The organism is Acinetobacter sp. ANC_7504, assembly GCF_056779995.1.
Genome location: NZ_JBWYIZ010000003.1, coordinates 182202 through 203950 on the forward strand (window position 1 = coordinate 182202; position 21749 = coordinate 203950).

General features: G+C 38.5%; 17 protein-coding genes. 8 read left to right on the forward strand and 9 right to left on the reverse strand.

Translation table 11 applies throughout. The features are described from left to right. Positions 1-10: 10 nt before the first annotated feature. On the forward strand, positions 11-916 hold the full coding sequence (gene oxyR / locus AC1M9F_RS05995) for a LysR family transcriptional regulator OxyR (protein WP_035266662.1): 906 nt from the start codon (positions 11-13) through the stop codon (positions 914-916). A 51-nt stretch (positions 917-967) separates the two neighbouring features. On the opposite strand, the gene ppk1 is transcribed toward oxyR, so the two are convergent. After that, positions 968-3046: a polyphosphate kinase 1 gene (ppk1, locus tag AC1M9F_RS06000; protein WP_035266707.1), complete on the reverse strand. Its 2079-nt coding sequence runs from the start codon at positions 3044-3046 to the stop codon at positions 968-970. A 123-nt stretch (positions 3047-3169) separates the two neighbouring features. Further along, positions 3170-3844, reverse strand: coding sequence for a monofunctional biosynthetic peptidoglycan transglycosylase (gene mtgA / locus AC1M9F_RS06005; RefSeq protein WP_035266660.1), 675 nt, complete (start codon positions 3842-3844; stop codon positions 3170-3172). A gap of 76 nt (positions 3845-3920) precedes the next feature. Here mtgA and AC1M9F_RS06010 point away from each other — a divergent pair, with 76 nt between their 5' ends. Then, on the forward strand, positions 3921-4733 hold the full coding sequence (locus AC1M9F_RS06010) for a rhomboid family intramembrane serine protease (protein WP_481597296.1): 813 nt from the start codon (positions 3921-3923) through the stop codon (positions 4731-4733). 31 nt (positions 4734-4764) lie between these two features. Here AC1M9F_RS06010 and AC1M9F_RS06015 read toward each other — a convergent pair whose 3' ends face one another. Together AC1M9F_RS06015 and AC1M9F_RS06020 are read right to left on the reverse strand one after the other, a co-directional pair. Then, positions 4765-7251, reverse strand: coding sequence for an ABC transporter permease (locus AC1M9F_RS06015; protein ID WP_481597297.1), 2487 nt, complete (start codon positions 7249-7251; stop codon positions 4765-4767). After that, positions 7248-7961: an ABC transporter ATP-binding protein gene (locus AC1M9F_RS06020; protein WP_481597329.1), complete on the reverse strand. Its 714-nt coding sequence runs from the start codon at positions 7959-7961 to the stop codon at positions 7248-7250. The genes AC1M9F_RS06015 and AC1M9F_RS06020 overlap by 4 nt, the downstream gene beginning before the upstream one ends. A gap of 41 nt (positions 7962-8002) precedes the next feature. Between AC1M9F_RS06020 and AC1M9F_RS06025 the strand changes: the two genes are divergently transcribed. Further along, positions 8003-8647: an arylesterase gene (locus AC1M9F_RS06025; protein WP_481597298.1), complete on the forward strand. Its 645-nt coding sequence runs from the start codon at positions 8003-8005 to the stop codon at positions 8645-8647. A gap of 76 nt (positions 8648-8723) precedes the next feature. On the opposite strand, the gene AC1M9F_RS06030 is transcribed toward AC1M9F_RS06025, so the two are convergent. Beyond that, the gene (locus AC1M9F_RS06030; protein WP_481597299.1) at positions 8724-9338 is read right to left on the reverse strand and encodes a carbonic anhydrase; all 615 of its coding nucleotides are present in this window, start codon (positions 9336-9338) and stop codon (positions 8724-8726) included. Between the two features lie 320 nt (positions 9339-9658). Between AC1M9F_RS06030 and AC1M9F_RS06035 the strand changes: the two genes are divergently transcribed. Both AC1M9F_RS06035 and AC1M9F_RS06040 read left to right on the forward strand, forming a co-directional pair. After that, complete coding sequence (locus tag AC1M9F_RS06035) at positions 9659-10669, forward strand: alpha/beta fold hydrolase (protein WP_481597300.1); 1011 nt, start codon at positions 9659-9661, stop codon at positions 10667-10669. Positions 10670-10686: 17 nt separating this feature from the next. Next, a complete protein-coding gene (locus AC1M9F_RS06040) occupies positions 10687-11688 on the forward strand; it encodes a hypothetical protein (RefSeq protein ID WP_481597301.1) in 1002 nt (333 codons plus the stop codon). Between the two features lie 28 nt (positions 11689-11716). Here the strand turns inward: AC1M9F_RS06040 and AC1M9F_RS06045 are convergent, their stop codons facing one another. The 3 genes from AC1M9F_RS06045 to nfuA form a co-directional block, all read right to left on the reverse strand. Continuing rightward, positions 11717-12967: a class I SAM-dependent methyltransferase gene (locus tag AC1M9F_RS06045; RefSeq protein ID WP_481597302.1), complete on the reverse strand. Its 1251-nt coding sequence runs from the start codon at positions 12965-12967 to the stop codon at positions 11717-11719. A gap of 91 nt (positions 12968-13058) precedes the next feature. Next, complete coding sequence (locus AC1M9F_RS06050) at positions 13059-15317, reverse strand: TonB-dependent receptor domain-containing protein (RefSeq protein ID WP_481597303.1); 2259 nt, start codon at positions 15315-15317, stop codon at positions 13059-13061. Positions 15318-15538: 221 nt separating this feature from the next. Next, a complete protein-coding gene (gene nfuA / locus AC1M9F_RS06055) occupies positions 15539-16177 on the reverse strand; it encodes a Fe-S biogenesis protein NfuA (RefSeq protein WP_035269609.1) in 639 nt (212 codons plus the stop codon). Positions 16178-16336: 159 nt separating this feature from the next. Between nfuA and AC1M9F_RS06060 the strand changes: the two genes are divergently transcribed. The 3 genes from AC1M9F_RS06060 to AC1M9F_RS06070 all read left to right on the forward strand — a co-directional run bounded on the left by AC1M9F_RS06060 (position 16337) and on the right by AC1M9F_RS06070 (position 19765). Next, on the forward strand, positions 16337-16954 hold the full coding sequence (locus AC1M9F_RS06060; protein WP_035269610.1) for a rhomboid family intramembrane serine protease: 618 nt from the start codon (positions 16337-16339) through the stop codon (positions 16952-16954). A 156-nt stretch (positions 16955-17110) separates the two neighbouring features. Further along, positions 17111-18064: an ABC transporter substrate-binding protein gene (locus tag AC1M9F_RS06065; RefSeq protein WP_481597304.1), complete on the forward strand. Its 954-nt coding sequence runs from the start codon at positions 17111-17113 to the stop codon at positions 18062-18064. 159 nt (positions 18065-18223) lie between these two features. After that, complete coding sequence (locus AC1M9F_RS06070) at positions 18224-19765, forward strand: hypothetical protein (protein WP_481597305.1); 1542 nt, start codon at positions 18224-18226, stop codon at positions 19763-19765. Positions 19766-19839: 74 nt separating this feature from the next. On the opposite strand, the gene AC1M9F_RS06075 is transcribed toward AC1M9F_RS06070, so the two are convergent. After that, positions 19840-21462 (reverse strand): inorganic phosphate transporter, encoded by a 1623-nt coding sequence (locus AC1M9F_RS06075; RefSeq protein WP_035269616.1) that lies wholly within the window; start codon positions 21460-21462, stop codon positions 19840-19842. Positions 21463-21749: the final 287 nt, after the last annotated feature.

Below are 21749 nucleotides of genomic sequence, written 5' to 3' on the forward strand. Positions count from 1 at the left end.
CTAGGACACTATGGCTGCATTACCATCCCTAAGACAGCTGTCATATCTCGTGACTCTGTCTGAGACGTTGCATTTTACAGAAGCAGCACGTCGCTCATTCGTTACTCAGTCTACGCTTTCTGGCGGGATTATGGAGCTCGAGCGTTTATTGGGTGGCGTTCTCGTTGAACGTGATCGCCAAAATGTACGTTTAACCCCTCTCGGTGAGCAAGTGGTTGCACGAGCACGTGTCCTTCTTGCTGATGCTCAAGATCTCATGCGACTGAGCCGTGAGATGAGCGAACCACTTACTGGTGATCTTCATTTAGGAATTATTCCAACGATTGCACCATTTATTTTGTCGCAATTGTTAGAAGAAGTTCATAAAGAGCTACCTAAAATTCAACTACATCTTCATGAAGCTCAGAGTGAACATTTGGTTGAAAAGCTAGAACATGGCAATTTAGACATGATCATGTTAGCGCTCCCATTCGATACACGTGGCTTAAAAGTCGCTGAAGTTGCGAAAGAGAGTTTGTACTTAGTTGCAAACAAAGCTGACCACAAAACGGCGCAAGCTAAATCTCTAGAAGACCTTGATTTGACACACCTCATGTTGCTTGAAGAAGGTCATTGCTTAAGAGACCATACTTTAAGTGTATGCCCTATCGGTGAACGCAAGAATGATCATCGCCTTAAAGCGAGCTCATTACCAACCTTGGTTGAAATGGTGAGTTCTAATCTGGGCTTTACATTACTACCTCAGATTGCGGTAAATACACATATGCTGAAAAATAATGATCAATTGGTGATCCGACCAATTGAGAATGCCCCTTCACGCATTCTGTCATTAGTGACGCGTAAAAGTACGCCATTGCAAAGCGAATTTGATGTCCTTTTACAAATTCTACAGCGCATTACTGCTGATATTTGCTAATAAGTCATCACAAAAAAGGAGCCATTTGGCTCCTTTTTTTATAAAAAACATTTAAGATTTAAAGAGTTCAAGCAATTTATGTTGCGCATTATGAGGAGTCTCACCTTCATCGCATTGCGCACGTGACCAAGTTCCATCACCATTTAACAACCAAGCTTGTTGATTATCTTTCATATAATTCAATAAACCATGTTGATAAATGTGCTTTCTCAAAGTTGGATCCTCAACAGGGAAACAAACTTCAACACGATTAAATAAATTACGATCCATCCAGTCTGCGCTTGAACAATACAGTCGTGGTTGCCCTGCATTTCCAAAATAATACACACGTGTGTGCTCTAAGAATCGTCCAACGATAGAGCGCACACGGATATTCTCAGAAAGCCCTGGCAAACCTGGTCTTAAACAACAAATTGAACGTATGATTAAATCAATCTGCACACCAGCTTGTGATGCTTCATAAAGTTTATTAATCAGTTGCACTTCAGTCAGCGCATTCACTTTCACAATAATCTGAGCTGGCTTACCCGCTTTGGCGTGAGCAATCTCTTCATCAATATAACTAATTAACTGTGTATGCAACGTAAATGGCGCATGAAGTAATTTCTTCAATTTTGCCATTTTGCCCATTCCAGTCAACTCTTGGAATATACGATGCACATCTTCACAAAGCTCTTTGTCCGTTGTCATCAATCCGTAATCGGTATAGATCCGGGCATTGGTTGCATGATAATTCCCTGTACCTAAGTGCACATAACGAACCAATTTATTATTTTCACGGCGCACAACGAGAATCATTTTTGCATGTGTTTTATAGCCTACGATGCCATAAACCACCACAGCACCAGCCTCTTGCAAAACATTTGCTACCGCAATATTTGACTCTTCATCGAATCGCGCTCGAAGTTCAATGACAGCTGTGACTTCTTTACCATTGCGTGCAGCTTCAGCCAACACTTGAACAATCTCAGAATCAGGCCCACTTCGATATAATGTTTGCTTAATCGCTAAAACTTGTGGATCTCGTGCTGCCTCACGTAATAAATTAATAACTGGAGCAAATGATTCGAATGGATGATGTAAAAGAATGTCCTGTTTCTTCATCGCAGAAAAAACATTTTCAGACTTCTTTAATACTTTAGGAATGACCGGCGTATGTGAGTCATATCTCAAATGCGGACGTTTAAAATTAGACACTAAACGTGCCAAGTTCACAGGTCCATCAACTTTATATAATTGTTCTTCATGCAAGTCGAATTCGTTGAGAAGGTAATCATAAATATGTTTTGGGCAATTTTCTGTCACTTCTAAACGGACAGCACGTCCAAATCGACGAGAGTTTAACTCCCCTTTTAATGCTTTTGCCAAATCTTCGACATCTTCATTAAGGGCTAAATCCGCATTTCGCGTCACACGGAATTGATAGCAACCTGTCGCAGTCATTCCTGGGAATAAATCAGAGACATGCTCATGAATAATCGCTGACAGCATCACGTGGTGTTCTTTACCATCGGTTAACTCGTCAGGTAAACGAACCACACGTGGTAAAGAACGTGGCGCAGGGACAACGGCTAAATCAATCTGTCGTCCAAAAGCATCTTTGCCTTCTAGCGTGACGATAAAGTTGAGTGATTTGTTGACTAAACGCGGGAATGGATGTGCTGGATCTAAACTAATTGGAGTAAGTACTGGCGCAACTTGTTCCTGAAAATATTTTTTAATCCATTGGGATTGAGCAGGTGTCAACTCTCCTCGACGTAAGAAGCAAATATCTTCTTCACGTAATTTTGGAAAAATTTCATCATTCAAAATACGATATTGACGCTCTATTGCAGCATGCGCAGTCTGTGAAATTTTCTCAAGAACTTGCTTTGGTGTTAAACCATCTGGACTACGGCTTTCATTACCGAGCTCCAATTGCTCCATGACACCCGCAACACGAATTTCAAAGAATTCGTCCATATTTCTTGAAAAAATCAATAAGAAATTCATTCGCTCAAGCAATGGATGCAATGGATCAACCGCTTGTTCTAAAACACGAAGATGAAAGTCTAAAATCGAAAGTTCACGATTGATATATCGTTCATTATAAGTATATTCAGTTGGAGTATTTGTCATCGCGGTATTCATACCACAAACCTGCATGCTAAAGATCTGTCTTAAGTATGCTTCAAATTTATGACAATTTCATAAAAAATGCACATGATCACTGTGCATTTTTGATCTCACGAGAGTTTTTTAAACAAGTCCATCTCACGGAATTCTTGAAGCATTCATGTAACGCAAAATAATTCGCTGTTTATTTTTGAGTTTACGATCTTGACGGTGGTGTTGATAATAACGCGGATTCGGCAAGATCGCTGCCAAAAATGCGGCTTGCTCACGTGTTAGACTGCTTGCAGATTTTCCAAAATAATGACGTGCTGCAGCTTCCACACCAAAGATATGATCTCCAAATTCAATGGAGTTCATGTATACCTCAAGAATGCGTTGTTTTGACCACATACGCTCCATCATGACTGTGGCGACGGCCTCTTGTCCTTTACGTAAAAAAGAACGCTTATTAAATAAAAATAGATTTTTGGATAATTGTTGGGAAATGGTAGATCCACCCGCAACCACTTGTTCTTTTTCTTTATTTCTTTCCAAAGCATGTTTTATGCCGTCAAAATCAAAACCATGATGTTGCATAAATTTAGCATCTTCAGCTGCAATAATCGCACGTTTCAGATGATCACTGATATTCTCATAATCACGCCATTGATGCTGAATGGGCTTCGAACTGTCGGTCCAATATGTCCAACGCATGAGCATCGTTGTATCAACAGCATTGGTTCTCCACCATGCAAGACTTGAAAAAATCCATAGTTGAATTACAAGGATGATACTGACAATGACCAATAAAGTTCGAACAATAAATGCTTTCATGTCAGTGTGTTGCTCCTTTTGTTAGCGTAGTACATGCTTGACCTTAATCCATATCACTATCACAGAATACAATGACATGACTGAAATGCAACCACCCCAATTTCAAAGCCAATCACGTCTACCGTTAAGTCAGATTACGTTTTTACTCATTACACTGAATGTTGGACTTTTTATCTGGCAAATCTTTAGCGGGGTGGATGTATCAAACCCAGCAACAATAGATGCTTTGCGCTGGGGTGCTGATTATGCACCGCTGACTTATTTAGAGGAACCCCTCCGAATCTTCAGCAGTACATTTTTTCATTTTGGTCTTATTCATTTAATGCTCAATATGTGGGCATTGTATATCTTTGGCAATGTCGCTGAGAAAACATTTGGGCATATTTATTTTCTAGGCTTGTACCTATTAGCAGGCATTATGGGAAGCTTGGTCAGTGGGCTGATTGATATTCGGAATAGTTACGAGTTATTGGAGCATGTCAACCATGATTTATTTCCACGTGTATCCGCAGGTGCATCAGGTGCCGTTATGGGTTTAGGTGGTGCTTTAACGCTCTTATCTCTTTTTCCCCCTTTACCACAACAACAATTTCTCTTTGATCGTAAATCGCTGCTGATCATCTTGGCATTAAATATTGGTATGGGATTCATGATCCCTGGAATAAATAATGCAGCGCATATTGGTGGAATGTTGATGGGTGCAGTCATGGCTTTATGTTGGTACATCGGTCAACGATTTAGACTAGGCTTCACCACTACCATCGTGGTACTTCCTCTAGGCATCTTCTTATGTTGGCTCATGTATCAATATAACTTAGGCTTAGTGAGCGGAATACAACCCATTTGGGCTGAAATGTTGCAGCAAATGAAAATGCAATTGGCATACTAATTCCAATTGCATTTTTTAGACCTCATAAATTTTATGATTGATTGAGTTCACGCAAGCTTTTTAATGGAGGAATCTCAGTTAAGTAGCTTAAACGATAACGACCAATCAGCGCACATAAAATCATCATGCTCATGGGTAGAATCACCCAGATTTCCCAATGCGGTTGTATAGCGAGATCCATTTTATAACTGGCGATCGCACTGATGACCTCAGCAAAAAAACACGATACTAAGCCAGCCATAAAGCCGATAAATCCAATTTCTAAACTCAGCATATTTTTCAAATTGGATTTTGAGCTGCCAAATGATCTTAAAATCGCGACTTCTCGCTTTCGCTCATCCATCAATAAATTAATGCAAGCAATCAACACCAAAAAACCTGAAACACTGACGAGAAGCGCAAGAATGGTAATAATTTGAACTAGAACAGATACTAAATTCTTAATTTCATCTAAAATTAAGGAAACATCGATAAATACAGTATTTGAGAACTGCTGAATCAGATTGACCAACTTGGATTTTTCATCTTGAGGTACAAAAAAACTTCCTAAATAACTTCCAGCATTTTCATCCATCGTATTCGGTGCAAAAATGAAGAAAAAATTTGGACTGAAGCTTTCCCACTCGACTGTTCTTAAATTTACAACATTGGCTTGAAGTTCGCCTTCTGGCAAGCTAAAACTGAGTTGATCACCCACTTTTATCCCTAACTCTTCAGCAAGATTTGCTTCAACAGAAACATCTCCCACCTGCTGCAATTGTGGCTGCCCACTGACAATGACATTATCTTCTGGATAGCCTTGAGCTTGAGTCAAATTCAACTCTCGTCTGAGTGAGTTATTTTGCGCTCTTAATGATTCCGAAAATGGCTGACCATTATGTTTAATTAGGCGTCCGCGGATATTCGGATACAAGGGTGTACTTGGCCAACCTTCTTTTTCGATCTGAGCTTTAAATTGCTCAACTTCAAATGGAGGAAGACCATAAATAAATTGATTTGGCGTACCTTCAGGTAACTGTTGCTGCCAACGATCTAATAGATCCGTCCTTAATACTACAAGAACTGTAATCAGGCTCAGACCTAATGCAAGTGCAGTAATTTGAAATGCTGTTTGATTAGGTACACGTACATAGGCTGACCATCTATTTTTCAAAGATTTGATCATCTTTAATAGCAACCAAACTATGCTGAACATACTTGCACACAATGCGAGGATCGTACCGATAACGAGCAATGAGAACTGTATATTTTGAGTGAGCAAAATACAAAATAAAATAAGACTTACAGCTCCCGCTCCCAATAAGGTCAAGAGAGAACGCGTAGATTTAACATCCTCACGGATAACACGAATTGGAGGCGTATTTAAGAGCTGCATCAAACTTGGGACAATAAATCCAAACATCACAATGACACTGGTGAATATTGCAATCGGCAAAGGACCCAAAACCAAATCAAACAAGCTAAATTGGATGTCTAAATGCGGAATTAGTTGCAACATAAACTGCAATAAAATATAGCCTAGACCAATCCCTAACCCAGTACCGATGAACATCGCAATTGCGACGGCAATCATAAGCAATGCAATATAGTTCTTAAGAATTTGGAACTTTGCAGCCCCCATACATCTCATTAAAGCAACATGATCTTGATTTTGTTGAACGTACCGTTGACTGGTCAACGCAATTGCAATACCGCACAGTAAAATTGTAAGAATGTTTGCAAGCTGTAAAAAAGTATCTAGATTTTCAATTGGACGCATCAAGCGGGTATTCGCCTCATCCGCAGTTCTCAAGCGAATTGAGCTTTGGGTTTCCATTGCTTGCTGATCATCTGCATTTGGTTCAATCATTTTTTTAGGATAGAGCTGATCAAAATAAGCCGTAAACTCATTAAGTCTATTTGGCTCACCAGACATAAGCAGACGATATTCGATACGACTTCCAGGCTGAATCGCATTGGTTGCCGCAACATCAGATTGTGAAATGATCACTGTAGGTGAAAAGGCTGAAAATCCGAGTTCTTGGTTAGAATCCTTTTCAATGACTCCTGTGACTGTAAAACTCGCATCTGCGATTTGAACCCTCTCCCCTATTTTGACATTTAATAAATCTAAAGCACGTTGACTCAGCCATACCTCTTCTGACCGAATAGCAGTCTGATCAGGTTGAATAATGAGTTCACCACGTAGCGGAAAATTGGACTCAATCGCTTTGACATTCACCATGACAAATTGTTCATCAGTATGTGCCATTGAACCAAAAACCGTCACTTGGGACTGTTGTAGATTGAGTTGGTTCGCCTTCTGTTTAAATTTTTCATTGAGCGGATATTGATCACTCAACACTAGATCAGCAGCTTGAAGCTTAGCAGCCTGCAATGAAACAGCTTGTTGAATCTGATCATTACTGAACTTTAAAGCGGTTGTCGCACTAATCGCGAGACTCAATGCAAAAATGAGCAAATAAATCCCTGTGCTAGCAAAACTTTGCTTCAACAAAGGTTTGAATAGCGCACTCATACACGCGCTCCAGAAGCTGAAGCGCCTTGCACTTTTTCTAATTGACCATCGATCAATTCATAATGCGTCTCACATTTTTGTGCTAGCTTTTGATCATGGGTGACTAAAACCAATGTAGTGCCCAGCTCCCGATTCAAATCAAATAAAAGCTGTTCAATCTCCTGGGCTGTCGTCCCATCTAAATTTCCCGTTGGTTCATCCGCAAATACAATTTTGGGCTCAGCAATTAAAGCGCGTGCAATTGCTACGCGTTGTTGTTCTCCCCCAGACAGTACTTTAGGTGTTTGAGTACTTTGACGATCTAAACCCACTTTGTTCAACCAATAAAGGGCTTGTTGTTCTGCTTTGGCATAATCAAAATTCTTTTGAATTCTCAGCGGTAACATGACATTTTCAAGCGCAGATAAAGAAGGTAAAAGCTGAAAGGATTGAAATACAAAACCAATATTTTCAAGTCTAATTTGAGCGCGTTGCTCTTCGCTTAATTGCTCAACTGCTATACCATTAATCGACAATGTTCCTGAACTTGGCTGATCTAATGTCGCCAGAATTCCCAAGAGTGTAGATTTTCCAGAACCCGATCTGCCTGTGATTGCGACTTGCTCGCCAGGATAAATTTGTAGATTTAGTTTCTCAAAAATCGTCAACTTTTTTTGTTGGATCTGTATCGTTTGTGTCAATTGCTGTGCAGAAATTAACGCTTGTGGCATGATTGAAGAAGTTGAGTCATTACGAACCATAGAAAGCCTTTATGCAAATCAGTCAAAGTTTAAATATTGTTACGTTGAGAAAAACTGCCTTTTTATTTATCTGCAGTTGTCTGTTTCTTTTACCGATCAATAGCTTTGCAAAAACTATCCTTATTCTTGGTGATAGTTTAAGTGCTGGTTACGGCGTACCCACCGAGAAAGGTTGGGTCAATCTTTTGCAAAAACGTCTTGATCAACAGTATCCGAAACAACATCGAGTGGTCAATGCAAGTGTCAGTGGTGAAACAAGCAGTGGTGCATTAGCACGTTTGCCCAAATTGCTACAAACACACAAACCAGATATTGTCGTAATTGAATTGGGAGGTAATGACGGTTTACGAGGTCAACCTCCAAAAATGATTCAACAAAACCTAACTCGATTAGTTCAATTGAGCCAAAAATCTAATGCCAAAGTACTCATATTTGGCATGAAGATTCCTCCAAACTATGGCTCAGCGTATAGCAAAGCCTTTGAAAATAATTATAAAGTTGTGAGCCAGCAATTTAATGTGAAGTTGCTCCCTTTTTTTCTAGAAGGTGTTGCTGGAAATAATAAACTCATGCAAAAAGATCTGATTCATCCTAATGAACAAGCTCAACCTAAACTCTTAAATAATGCATATTCTTATATTAAAGGCGCTCTATAAAGTTATAGACATATAGATCCATAAATCCCAATCAATAAAAAAGCCAGCTTAAGCTGGCTTTTTTAAAATGCTGATATTAGAAGTCAAAGAATGTAACTTCACCTGTTTCAAGTGAGTATTCTGCACCTACAACTTTTAATTTACCTTGTGCAATCAAGTTTTCCAACACCGCAGAACCATGGCGCAACTGGTTAACTGAAGCAAAAACATTTGAGCGAACCGCGTGTACTGAAAGCTTTTTCAAATCATCTTTTAACTCAGTTTGCATTAAAATTTCGACTGATGGACGTACGCGATTGACAATAGACATCAAATTAACTGATGGCGGTTGTTGAGGATTACGTAATGCTTCAATCGTTGAGTCGATCGCGCCGCAATGTGTATGACCCAATACAATCACTAAAGGACAATTAAAACTTTCGGCTGCAAACTCCACACTTCCAACTTGAGATGGAGCTACGATATTGCCTGCTACACGAATAACAAATAAATCACCTAAGCCCTGATCAAAAACCATTTCAGCTGGAACACGTGAATCAGAACATCCTAATACAATCGCAAATGGCTCTTGAGTTTCAGCCATCTGAGCACGCTCTTGATGCGTCAATAATCGCTGATGCTTGGTTTGACCTTCAACAAAACGTTGATTACCAATTTTTAAACGTTCTAAAGCTTCTTGTGCAGTTAGCATCTTGTATCCATGGTTTATCAAGGTTTGAGGTAATTTTAATACTGTGCTTTTTGATTGTCACTGACAAAATTTAAACTCTGTTACAATTTTTGTTAATTGCTAAAAATATCTTCAATTTCTTCAAATCTGATGATTATGATCATTCCTTACTAAACACTTTAGCAGCTGATTCAGCGCTTAAATTTATGTTTATGAAGTAAAACTTATTTAAATCGAGAACCAATTATCACAAAAATAGGATTTATTTTTTTACTTTTAACTACTACTTTATAAAAGTCACTTGATTATAATGTCGCCCTGTTTTAAGGGATTTCACCTGCATGTTTGTTCATCTTCCTTTACCCATATTAAAGCATCAACATTTATTTTCCATTTTACTCGCGTTAATGCTCAGCCTCGGTATCTCATCTACCCGAGCAGATACTGTTGAATGTATCGACTATCAAAAAGTTTTAAATGAAGAACGTGCTTGGGCAGGACTATCCAATAAAACGATTCGCGTCGGAGATGTTGTGTGGTCTTATAGCGAAGGTGGTCCTGCTGATCGACCTGCCTTATTGCTCATTCATGGTATAGGCATGAATCGAGACAGTTGGAATCATGTAGCTCGGAATCTCACACAGCAATATCGCGTCATTATCGTTGACTTGCCTGGAGGTGGACAAACGCTAACACCGAAGGGATTTGACTTATCACTTCCTCATCTGACTGAACAGTTACGTCGTTTTGCAGAAGCATTACGCATTGAAAACCAGCTTAATCTAGCGGGTCACTCTGTCGGTGGATCAATCGGACTGATGTATGCTGCTAAATATCCTCAAGAAATGAAAAGTTTATTTCTGATCAGTGCCGGTGGATTATTCAGAAGCAACAAAACATTCTTCCTCAATAACCCAATTTATTTAAAGCAGCTTTTAATCTCACAACCTGGTGACTTGAATTATGTTTCTAGGAGAGTCATGCATAAAGCTCCCTTCGTACCCAGTTTAATCAAGAAACAACAAGAGCAAGCACTTATTCAACGCGCGGCGGATACATCTGAGTTGATTCATCAGCTTGTTAAACTCAATCAACAGTACACCGTTGAATCATTTGCTCAATTGTTAAAAAATATTGAGGTTGAAACATTGATTTTGTGGGGAAAACAAGATCAGATAGTCAATGTTGAAGTTGCACATGAATTAGGGACCGCCTTAAAAAAAGCACATCCCCCTATTCTATTAGATCAAATTGGTCATACACCTATCGTAGAAACACCTGATCTTGTGGCGCAACATTACTTAAGTTTTTTAAATAAGATGAATACCGTTAAAACGTCATCATCAAATTAAGGATATTGAGAATTTTCATGGAAAAAAATCCTAAAATCGAACAGTTGATTGAGGCACATTTGGCATTTCTTGATCATGAATTTTCTCAAGATGACACTATTGAAAATGAATTTTTATATTTTTATCAATGGTTTAGAAAACAACCTTTAAAGAAAATTTGGTCTTTCGAGGCGATTAATGCGCTGCTTCAAAAACAAATTCTAAATACGCCTGCAACTGATTCTCTCATTCAACAGATTGCGGAGCATATTCGATTTGCGTTGGTTCACCCGCTTAACGAAACGACTCAAATCGAAGATATTATCTCGGTTCACACCATTGATCGAATTGCACTTTATATTTCATCTAAAAGCGCTCACCGCCAAGCCCTGATTAAACGTATCGTGAACAATCCCGCATTTTCGAGTATGCTCACCGAGTTAATCCATCATTCTATTCAGGATTATATTGATAATTCAGTGATGAATAAAAAAGTACCCGGTGTCGGCCGCTTTATGAAAATGGGGAAATCAGTTCTTGAAAGTGTCACTGATTCCAATCTTGATGATACGGTCAAACATTATCTTCAAAAAAATATTATCAAGATCAGTCAAATTAGCGAACAAGTGATTAACCAACACTTTGATGACAATAAGCTATACCACTTCCAAGCCAATCTTTGGCACAAAATAAAGCAAGTCCCACTCTCTGCTGTTAAAAACTATGTTGAAATCAATGATCTACCAAATACTGTGGCAATGGGACATGATATTTGGGACAACCTCCGTCAAACTGAATATTTAAAGCAACAAGTACACGATGGTATTTACACGTGGTATTGCCATAATCAAGACCGCTCTTTTGATCTGATCATGCAAGATATCAATATCAACGAAAGCCTTGTTCAAAATGAATTAAGTGCTCTACTCTGCCCCGTAATTAAGCATATGATTTCTAGTGAACACCTTAAACAACGTGCACGTGTATATCTTGAAAAATTCTACTATTCTGAACCAGCACTAAGTATTCTCACATCTTAATTATAAAACCGCTCCTTAGAGCGGTTTATTAGAAATATGTCGTCGGTATTTGAATCTGAATTTGATGCTCACTCAGCCATGAATTGAGACGTTCTATTTTACGTACGTCCTTTGATTCTCTATGCTCGCTTATAGGATAGATATAATGGCAATTCATCAATAAAAATATACTCTCAACAAGTAGTTTTAAATTTTGCTGAAAACAAGGAAGGTGATGTAACTGTTGAAAAGTTTTAGAACCAGTTCTTAAACTTTCAATAATGGCACTGATCACCTCCTTCGGAGCTTGAATTGGGCCAATTGATGTTTTTAAATTAATATTATCCAATCGCTGATTGTTAAGAATAAGATCTAATCTAATCTTATGTAAAATTCCTAAATGGTCTTCAAAACGGTAATTCACTGATTTTTTTTGAAACAAATCCATACGTTGCTTTGAATCCCGAGCAATATCTTTTAGATACTCTTTTGTATTCGAAATATTCACATCTGATATCAACTGTTGCAAGTCGATTGGAATGCTAAGCGAATCTAAGTTTTCAGTTGGAACTGCACTCCCAATATATGATAGATCAGCTTCGATCTTTAAAATCTCATGTACATCTACACTATAAAGGGGTTGCCAATAATCAGTTAAAAGTTCGTGAGCGAGATAATTGGTATCATTTTTTAATGTATTCACAATTCCTTGTATTTTGTCATATCCAATAAAAGCGCCTCTCCGATTTAATTCACTCACTAGTGCTGTAGACAATTCAATACTTTGAGCAGATTGCTGAGACGTATTTTTATCAACCAAGTTAAAGATTTTTTGAATAGGCTGTAAAGTAGCGGATCCAGGAAAGCACATATAGTGTAAATAGAATAATCCTTGGTCCTTTAAAGATTTATCTAGAATCTGCCTAATAAAATATTGATTGTGTTCAGAAACCCAAGAATACACTCCATGACAGACAATGAAATCAAACACTTCATTATTATTTTTGTTAAATTTTTCAAAGTCTATATTTAAGAATCTTATATTGCTTAACTGTAAGAATTGAGTAAGCTCTGTAGCTCGTTGTATGTGTTTGTCATTAAAATCCACTCCGACAAACTCAGCGTGCGGATTTGCAATTGCTGCCACAATCAAGTTAAGACCACAACCACAACCTAACTCTAAATATCGAAAATTTTGAGATATATCTGGCGCTATATAACCTTGAAATTGGCTGATTGTACTCAACCAAATTGGCTGCATCTCTGGATAAAAAAACATAGGATAGATAGTGTCAACCACATAGCCATCGACGCGCTTCATTATTTTCCTTCTAAACTCGACTATTCAAAGCTTGGAGTGAGATTCTCGCTCTCACTCCAAGCACAAGTCATTAAAACTTATAATTCAAGGCAAAGCTGTAACGTCGACCATCAAGCACCCAATCATTTCCATCTTTCAGTACATTTTTGTTTGCAACATTATATACACCAGTAGATAGCTGGAATTGGTCACTATACTTATACACAGCTCCAACATCTACAAATGTATAAGCTGGTGTTTTATCTCCATCGGTATCACCCACTGTTTTGCCACGATAATTCAATTGAGTCCATAAATACAATTGATCATTAAAGTCCCAATCTAAGCCTGCATTAAACATATGTTTAGGCAAATTATTCAATGGTTTACCTTCATACTGTCCAGATTTTTGCTCACTATCTGTGAATGTATAAGAGTGTCTATATTTTAAGTAATCTGTAATGTTGTAATCTGTGGTCAGTTCAAGCCCTCTAATTTCGGCCTTATCAATGTTATAGTTGAGTGTATAACCATTTGCGTTATATGGCAGATTAGGGTTGGACTGATAGAAAGCACTGCTATTAACGAAATCATTAATTTCAGATTGAGTGTAAGGCGGCTCACCGTCATTTTTTGGGGGAAGTCGACTACCATCTAAACGACCAGATCGAGTAATTTTATCGTTAAAGTCAGTTTGATAGACCATAAGACTTGCAGATAAACCCAATTCAGGATGAGTGAATGCAAAACCTGTTTCATACGTTAAACTGGTTTCTGGCTTTAAATTTGGGTTTGGCATAATTGCCCCGCCCATTGAGTTCAGCATGTAATCTGGAGAAGAATTACGTAAGCTCGGCGCTTTATAGCCTGAAATTACACCTCCTTTTAAAGTCACGTTGTCTGTAGCTTTATAAACTGCATATGCCTTTGGACTGAAATTATCACCAAAAAACTCATTTTCATCGAAACGACCACTTAAGGTTAGTGCTAACTTATCACTGACATTCCAAGTATCTTCTGCAAAAATAGACCATTGATATCGATCCATTTTAGTGACTTTACCAGCCATCGCTGCATTTTGGTTACTTGTACCATCCTCAAGATTTTCTTTTAAATATCGCCCGCCAATGGTCAGACTATGATCTTCGAAAAAGTACGTTCCTTGGGTATTGGCTGTGATAGTCTCAAATAAAATCCCCCCTGGATTTTGAACTTTACCCACAGTACGCCCTGTAATTGCATTATTTTTATCTTTATCATATTGCAAGTAAGAAGTGAGTTTTAGATTGTCGTACTCACCATCATGAGTAAGGCTAAAATTATTTTTTTCTAATTCTGAGTAAGTCCCTGTATTCGGTACGACATCTGAACGATAGATTAGCTCACCATCATCATTACGATTATTCGTATTATATGCTGGATAATAATTTCCATTAGATAGAACGAAATCTTTACCATCAATATCAACTTTAGGACCCGTTACTGAAACATACTGGGTATAACTTTTACCTGGGTTGTGTGTACGCTCTTGTTGAGTTCTTACATATTCAGCAGTGAGTGTGTTTTTTTCATCTGGTGTAAAAACAAACTTTGTACCTAGATTTGTTTTTTGAAAATCTGGTTCACTCTCACCTGTTTCGGCTGTATTTTTTTGTAATGAACTTTCTTCAATCTTTTGAAGACCAGCTGTAACTTGAACCGAAAGAAGCTTATCAATTAATGGTGCATTTACATACAAGCTGGTATTGGTTGCGTCGTTGTTAACGTCATTCGATTTACCAGCTTTGATATATTCTGTTCGAATACTTGCAGTCAAACGATCTTGATGCTTTTTAGTAATGATGTTAATTACACCACCCATTGCATCAGAACCATATAGAGAGGATGACGGGCCTCGAATCACTTCAATACGTTCAATCGATTCTATTGGCGGTAAGAAGTTTACTGATGCTCCTTGAACCCCCCCATTTGTTGTTAAAAGACTACCATCATTCATTGGACGTCCATCTACTAAAAATAGGGTATAAGCTGATCCCATACCCCGAATGGAGATCGTCTGGTTCGTTCCACCGCCTTGTACAAATACACCTGGAACATTTTTCAATGCATCAGTTACATCACTATAAGATTTTTTTTCTAATTCTTCGGCAGTAATCACTGAAATAGTAGCAGCAGCATCCGCTATATTTTGCTCATAACCACTCGCTGAAGTTACGACAATTGTTTTTAACTTAGTTGTATCTTGTTTTGCATTAGTATCTTGACCAATTTGCTCTTGTGCAAAACTTGAAACCGACATGGTGGTTAAGACAGCAAACGCTAACTTAGATTTTAAAAATGTCTTTTGCATTGTGTAATTACCAAAGAATGTGTGGAGAGATCTTGTTCGAATTGTGTCGCATTGTAACAAATGATAATCACTTTGCAATAGATTATGATAACTATTCTCATTTATAGTTTTGTTTTTACATTTCAATTTTATTGATATTACTCATTTTGTTCAGTTTTCATAAAAAAAGCCCCCTTTTAATGGGAGCTTTTCAAATCAACTTTTGTAAATTTAAAGGCAACTTATTTCATATAAGCGCCTTCTGATTGGCTGTGGTCTGTCTGGTCCACAACACGTTGTAACTCTGGGATATGCTGTTTTAGCGTAACTTCAACACCTTGTTTAAGTGTCACATCAATTGCTGAACACCCTTGACAGCCACCACCAAATTTCAAGACCGCTGTTAAACCATGCTCAGCATCTTCAACCACTTCAACCAATGCACAGTTTCCACCATGCCCTGCTAAACCAGGGTTAATTTCTGACTGTAATACATAGGTTATACGTTCTTCAATCGATGCATCTGGACCTACACGTGGCACTTTCGAGTTAGGTGCACGGAAAGTCAACTGACCACCAAAGCGATCTTTGTTGTAATCAATCACTGCATCCAATAAGTATGGGATTGATGGTGTATCAATATATGCAGCAAATTTTGGATATTCTTGTTTATAGTCGGTTGGAACGACTTCATCTGGTGCACTATACGCCATGCAGCATTCAGCACGTGGTGTACCCGGATGTTCTACGAAAACACGTACCGCGATACCAGGAGTATTTTGCTTCTCTAAAAGTTCAAACAAATACTCTTGCGCAGTTGGTGTAATTAATAAATTTGGAATTTCTTCAGCAACTGCAGTGCTGGTGTTCTCAGTCGACATAACAATTTTTCCTCAAGCTGAAGACTCTATTTTAACTGAAGATCGGGGATAATATTTAAAATTCAACTAAATTTGTCAGAATTATTATATTAATAACAATTAAATTTAAAAAAATGGCATGATGAATAGAATTAAAGCAATTTATTCAATCTTATCCATATGCTTGATTTACCTTTTAATCATACTGTCACCATCGTTTTAATTACGGTTGCCATTTCACTGGTTGCATTTTCCAATCAAAATATTATGAATCGTTTGATTTTTTGGCCTCCAGCCATGCAGAAAGGTCAATACGATCGATTTATCACGCATGGTTTTATACATGCAGATGGAACACATCTACTGTTCAATATGATCACACTCTTTTTCTTTGGAAGTGTAATTGAGAGTTTTTATCGACAATACTTATATGAACTCGGATTTGTTCTGTTCTATTTAGGCGGTTTAATCGCGGCAATTATTCCAAGCTATTTAAAACATAAAAATGATCACCGCTGGGCAAGTCTAGGTGCCTCTGGAGCAGTATCAGCAGTCTTGTTTGCTTATATTTTATTTCAACCATGGAAACTGATATTTGTCTTCTTTATTCCAGTTCCAGCCATTATTTTTGCCGTGCTTTATGTTGCTTATAGTATTTGGTCAGGTAAACGTGGAAACAGTAACATCAACCACAGTGCACATTTATGGGGTGCAGCCTACGGTGTCGTGGTTACGATATTGATTGAACCTCAAATTATTCCACATTTCTTCAGCAAGTTGCTTCAACTACCGCTCTAATTCTTTGATCATTGCGGGGGCTTAAAACACTCCGCACAAATACCCTTAAATTCAAAGTTGATGCTGGTAAATAAATCAAAAACACAAATTCAACAATGATAATGATTATCATTTATATGTTCATGTTAAGCTTTTATCAAACCTCGAGGTATTGATATGACTTACATTAAACTTCCATTGGCACTCATTCTTTCATTCAGCGCCTTTGTTTCATATGCTCAACCTGTTCAATTCACTTATCAAGATCAAACTATTCAACTTCAAAATACGCCACAGAAGCTGGCTGTTTACGAACTATCCGCGTTGGATACACTGAATGCTTTAGGTATTCAAGCATCAATCGTACCCGAAACTACTTTTGTTGGTGCTTTGAAAAAATTTAATGACAAACAATATGTAAAAGCTGGATCTTTATTTGAACCCAACCAAACCTTATTAAAAGAACAAAAGCCAGATCTCATCATTGTCGGCGGGCGTTCTGCTGCAAAATTAAATGAGGTCAAAAAAATTGCACCTGCAATCAACCTCTGGCCTGATACTCAAAACTTCAATCAAGACCTGAAAAATCGCACACTTTTTTTAGCAAAAATGTTTAATAAGGAACAACTCGCACAATCTAAATTAGATCATGTCTATGCCCTTCAAGCACAACTTAAACAACTCACTAAAGGCAAATCCGGCCTGATGCTTTTTGCCATGGGTGATAATTTTATACCGCATGCAAAGAATGAAAGATTTGGATTTGCCTATGATATTTCTGGCTTAAAGTCAGTGGTGCCGTCTGCAGCACCTCAAGCCTCAAGTGCTCGACCTGCTCCAAACTCACCAGAAGCTCTTGCTGCCGCGCAACGCAATTTAGAGCATCTAGCACATGCAATAAAACAAAATCCTGATTTCATCATTGTGTTAGACCGTGGTGCTGTAAACACGCAAAACTATGCTGCGAAACAACATATTCAATCACATCCATTACTCAAGAATAGTCAAGCAGTCAAAGAGAATCGTGTCATCTTTGTTGATGCCGATGCCTGGTATTTAACGGGCGCTGGCTTAGATAACACTGCATTTATGTTAGAAGAATTGATCAATGGTATAAAAAATACTAAATAATTGATTTTGTTTATAAAGGAAGTCTTCGGCTTCCTTTTTTTAGAAATATCTCGTAATAATTCAATCAATATCTGGTAATTAATGCCACCTAGATCATTAATTTTGTCAGGATAATGTAGGCATCCGCGAATTTATTCATTTTTTTTTGAGATTTTTTGCATGTCTAATCAACCTGATGGTTTACAATTTTCCTCTAACACGTCCTCTAAACCCAGCAGTTCAAAATCAGGCCAACGCATCGTCAGTGCGGCATTACAACAGATTCAGCCAGAATACGCTGATGCAGTTATCAATGAAAAGAATTGGCGAAAATCCTATCCGATTCATTTTAAACGGTTGGTAGAATGTGGGCTCTCATCACCTGAAGCTGCGCTGCGCATCGCTCAAGATGGACTTCAACAAGCTTATGAAGAGTTTAGTTTTCAACGTGATCAACATACACATGCATTGAATGAAGTGATGAATCTTAAATCAAAAGATTTAAATACCTACACACTTCAAGGAAACTCTAATGCTGAGCCGCAATGGTTTGTACCTTATCAGGGTAAAAATTTAGAAGGTCAAGCCCTACTCGACCAAATTCAACTTTGGTTAGACCGAGGTATTATAGAAGCATCACATGCACAGGCACTACAAGCGTGTGTGCAGCATCCAGAGTGGTTTGACCTTTCGGATCGAACAATGGTGCTGTTTGGTGCAGCTTCTGAAGCAGGACCTTTACCTTGGCTGGCGAAATGGAAAGCCAATATCATGGCGCTTGATTTAAATCATGAGCGAGTATGGACAAAGATTTTGAATACTGTTCTGCAAGGCAATGCGACCTTATACGCTCCAAGTGTCGAATCAATAGATTCATCTGCATCTATACGTGAAGCTGCAGAGCGTTTAGGCGTTAACTTATTAACAGATACCCCTGAGATTGCACATTGGCTCACCCAGTTTGATCGAGACTTAGATCTTGCCGCGATTGCGTATTTAGATGGCGAAAAGCACGTTCGTGTTTCTATGGCGATGGATGCCATTATGCAACATGTCAGCCAACAAAAATCCAATACCAGTTTAATGTATATGTGTACGCCCACTGACGTCTACGCTGTACCACAGGAAGTTATTCAAGGTGGATTAGATAAGTTTAAATCACGCTCTAAACTTGAAAATATTCTGTCCAAGAGTATTTCGACTGTCTCTCGTGATTATTTTTTCAAACAAAATGAAGAACGCTTATTCCAATGTCATGATAAACAGTATGGGATCTGCGACTGTCTTGTGGTTGAACAAGGTCCAAATTATGCGTTGGCGAAAAGGATTCAACAATGGCGCGCTACGTTAGCACGGTCACAAGGTCAACGTGTCAGCATTAATATTGCTCCATCGACCACTACACATTCGGTAACCAAAAACCCATTATTAAAAGCTGCTTTCAATGGTGCCAATTTGTTTGATGTTGAAGCATTTGAACCCGCGACGACCAATGCGATTATGGCTGCGTTGTGGATTCATGATTTGAGAAACCCACAGTCGGTTGCCAATCCTGACATCGCCCTCAATCATCCATTAGACTTAATCATGCATGGTGCTAATCATGGTGGATTATGGCGTGTAGCATATCTCGCACGCACCGCCCTACCATTTGCCGCATTATATGGTTTTGCTGAGGAAAAACTCCCCTTGAAAAAACTTTGGTCTAAATTCCAAAAATAAGCGTCATAAACAATTGATCATAAAAAAAGCGCTGATTGTTCAGCGCTTTTTTAGTCTTTAAGTATTGAATTCAATCAGGTGAACTGAAGGAACAACCAGAATAAACCACCTGATAAACAGATTGTTGCTGGCAGTGTGAAAATCCACGCTGATAAGATTGTGCGAACCATTTGGAAGTTTAAGCCCGACTTATTCGCAACCATCGTACCTGCTACAGCAGAGTTTAAAACGTGTGTTGTTGACACTGGCATACCAAAGCCATCAGCAGCAGCAATCGTTGACATTGCAACTAACTCTGCAGACATCCCCTGACCATAAGTCATGTGTTGTTTACCAATACGCTCACCAACGGTAACAACAATACGTTTCCAGCCTACCATCGTCCCTAGACCTAATGCCAATGCAGTCGCAACTTTCACCCATGTTGGAATGTATTGAAGGAATGAATCTAAGTTATCACGGTAGTTGTCCACTGTTTTTTCTTGCGCTTCAGTCATGGCAGGTAAAGCTTCTGCTTTATCTAAACGCTTGAATGCAGTCGTGCTGAGGTACATATCATTACGGAATTCAGCCACTTGATCTTCAGGAACATCTTTAATGGATGTGTAGCTTCCTACTTTTTCACCTAAATGATCCGTTAAACTTGCCAAAGCTGGCACAACTTCAGGCGTGATTTCTTTGGTTTGGATATATGACGTGATAATTTCACGCGCTTTTTCATCTGGAATATCTTGGTGATTTGGATAAATCAAATCAGCAGTTTGAGCAGATAACTGACCAAACGTTTGGATATGTTGTTGATCTAGACTCTTGTTTAAAGAGTATGCCAATGGCACGATCCCGATCAGAATCAACATAATCAGACCCATACCTTTTTGACCATCATTTGAGCCGTGTGCAAAACTTACACCGGTACACGTGAAAATCAAAATGGCACGAATAAGTGGCGGCGGCGGTTTATTCCCTTCTGGTGGTTGGAATAATTCCACTTGTTTCTTAAAGATTTTTTTAACCAATAAGAACAATACAGCCGCAAATGCAAAACCGATTAATGGTGAGAATAAAAGTGCTTTACCCACTTTCATCACCTGTTCCATGTCTACACCTGACGCACCATTACCTGCGTTTAAGATGTAGTTCATGATGCCCACACCTAAAATCGAACCGATCAGTGTATGAGAGCTAGAAGCAGGGATACCGAGGAACCAAGTTCCTAAGTTCCATACGATTGCGGCAATCAACATGGCAAAGACCATGGCAAAACCAGCACCTGAACCGACGTTCATAATCAATTCAACAGGCAATAGCGCGATAATACCGTAGGCAACTGCACCACTTGCGACCATTACGCCAAGGAAGTTACAGAAGCCTGCCCACATTACAGCGACAGGTGCAGATAAAGCGTTGGTATAAATGACCGTTGCCACAGCATTGGCCGTGTCATGGAAACCGTTAACGAACTCGAAACCCAATGCGATAAACAATGCCGTGGCCAACATGATCACAGCATAAAGATTTAAAGCAGGCACATGAGATAAATCAGCAGCCAACTGAAAACCAATGTAAATCAAGGTTGAAACAATCAGTGTAAGGAACACTGGCATAAAGAATTTCGGCGTTGGCACGTGAACATTCGTCGACTGCATAGGCGTTGACGATTGTGCTGAATCTGAAACTGGAGTTTGATTAGAATTCATGCAAGCAGAGAAAGAGGATAAATATCCACTCTATTGTTCAATTTAATTATTACAATTATATGACAAAGAGCTGTCATATAAGTCATCCAAACGACACTTATTTAAGAAAATTAAACTTTAAAAACAACCAGTATTCAAAATTTATCAATAATAATCAGATAGTTAATACAAAAGCCTCGTCTTTAATCTTTATTTCAATCGGTAATTAAATAGATGAAATAAAGATGACATCACTGTCACATTTGTTACAACGGCAGTTATTATTACATTAGATTATGACAACATGA

Bases quoted from the DNA above. Each gene is read 5' to 3' on its own strand.
- oxyR (WP_035266662.1), top strand. From the start codon at position 11: ATGGCTGCATTACCATCCCTAAGACAGCTGTCATATCTCGTGACTCTG.
- ppk1 (WP_035266707.1), bottom strand. From the start codon at position 3,046: ATGAATACCGCGATGACAAATACTCCAACTGAATATACTTATAATGAA.
- mtgA (WP_035266660.1), bottom strand. From the start codon at position 3,844: ATGAAAGCATTTATTGTTCGAACTTTATTGGTCATTGTCAGTATCATC.
- AC1M9F_RS06010 (WP_481597296.1), top strand. From the start codon at position 3,921: ATGACTGAAATGCAACCACCCCAATTTCAAAGCCAATCACGTCTACCG.
- AC1M9F_RS06015 (WP_481597297.1), bottom strand. From the start codon at position 7,251: ATGAGTGCGCTATTCAAACCTTTGTTGAAGCAAAGTTTTGCTAGCACA.
- AC1M9F_RS06020 (WP_481597329.1), bottom strand. From the start codon at position 7,961: ATGCCACAAGCGTTAATTTCTGCACAGCAATTGACACAAACGATACAG.
- AC1M9F_RS06025 (WP_481597298.1), top strand. From the start codon at position 8,003: ATGCAAATCAGTCAAAGTTTAAATATTGTTACGTTGAGAAAAACTGCC.
- AC1M9F_RS06030 (WP_481597299.1), bottom strand. From the start codon at position 9,338: ATGCTAACTGCACAAGAAGCTTTAGAACGTTTAAAAATTGGTAATCAA.
- AC1M9F_RS06035 (WP_481597300.1), top strand. From the start codon at position 9,659: ATGTTTGTTCATCTTCCTTTACCCATATTAAAGCATCAACATTTATTT.
- AC1M9F_RS06040 (WP_481597301.1), top strand. From the start codon at position 10,687: ATGGAAAAAAATCCTAAAATCGAACAGTTGATTGAGGCACATTTGGCA.
- AC1M9F_RS06050 (WP_481597303.1), bottom strand. From the start codon at position 15,317: ATGCAAAAGACATTTTTAAAATCTAAGTTAGCGTTTGCTGTCTTAACC.
- nfuA (WP_035269609.1), bottom strand. From the start codon at position 16,177: ATGTCGACTGAGAACACCAGCACTGCAGTTGCTGAAGAAATTCCAAAT.
- AC1M9F_RS06060 (WP_035269610.1), top strand. From the start codon at position 16,337: ATGCTTGATTTACCTTTTAATCATACTGTCACCATCGTTTTAATTACG.
- AC1M9F_RS06065 (WP_481597304.1), top strand. From the start codon at position 17,111: ATGACTTACATTAAACTTCCATTGGCACTCATTCTTTCATTCAGCGCC.
- AC1M9F_RS06070 (WP_481597305.1), top strand. From the start codon at position 18,224: ATGTCTAATCAACCTGATGGTTTACAATTTTCCTCTAACACGTCCTCT.
- AC1M9F_RS06075 (WP_035269616.1), bottom strand. From the start codon at position 21,462: ATGAATTCTAATCAAACTCCAGTTTCAGATTCAGCACAATCGTCAACG.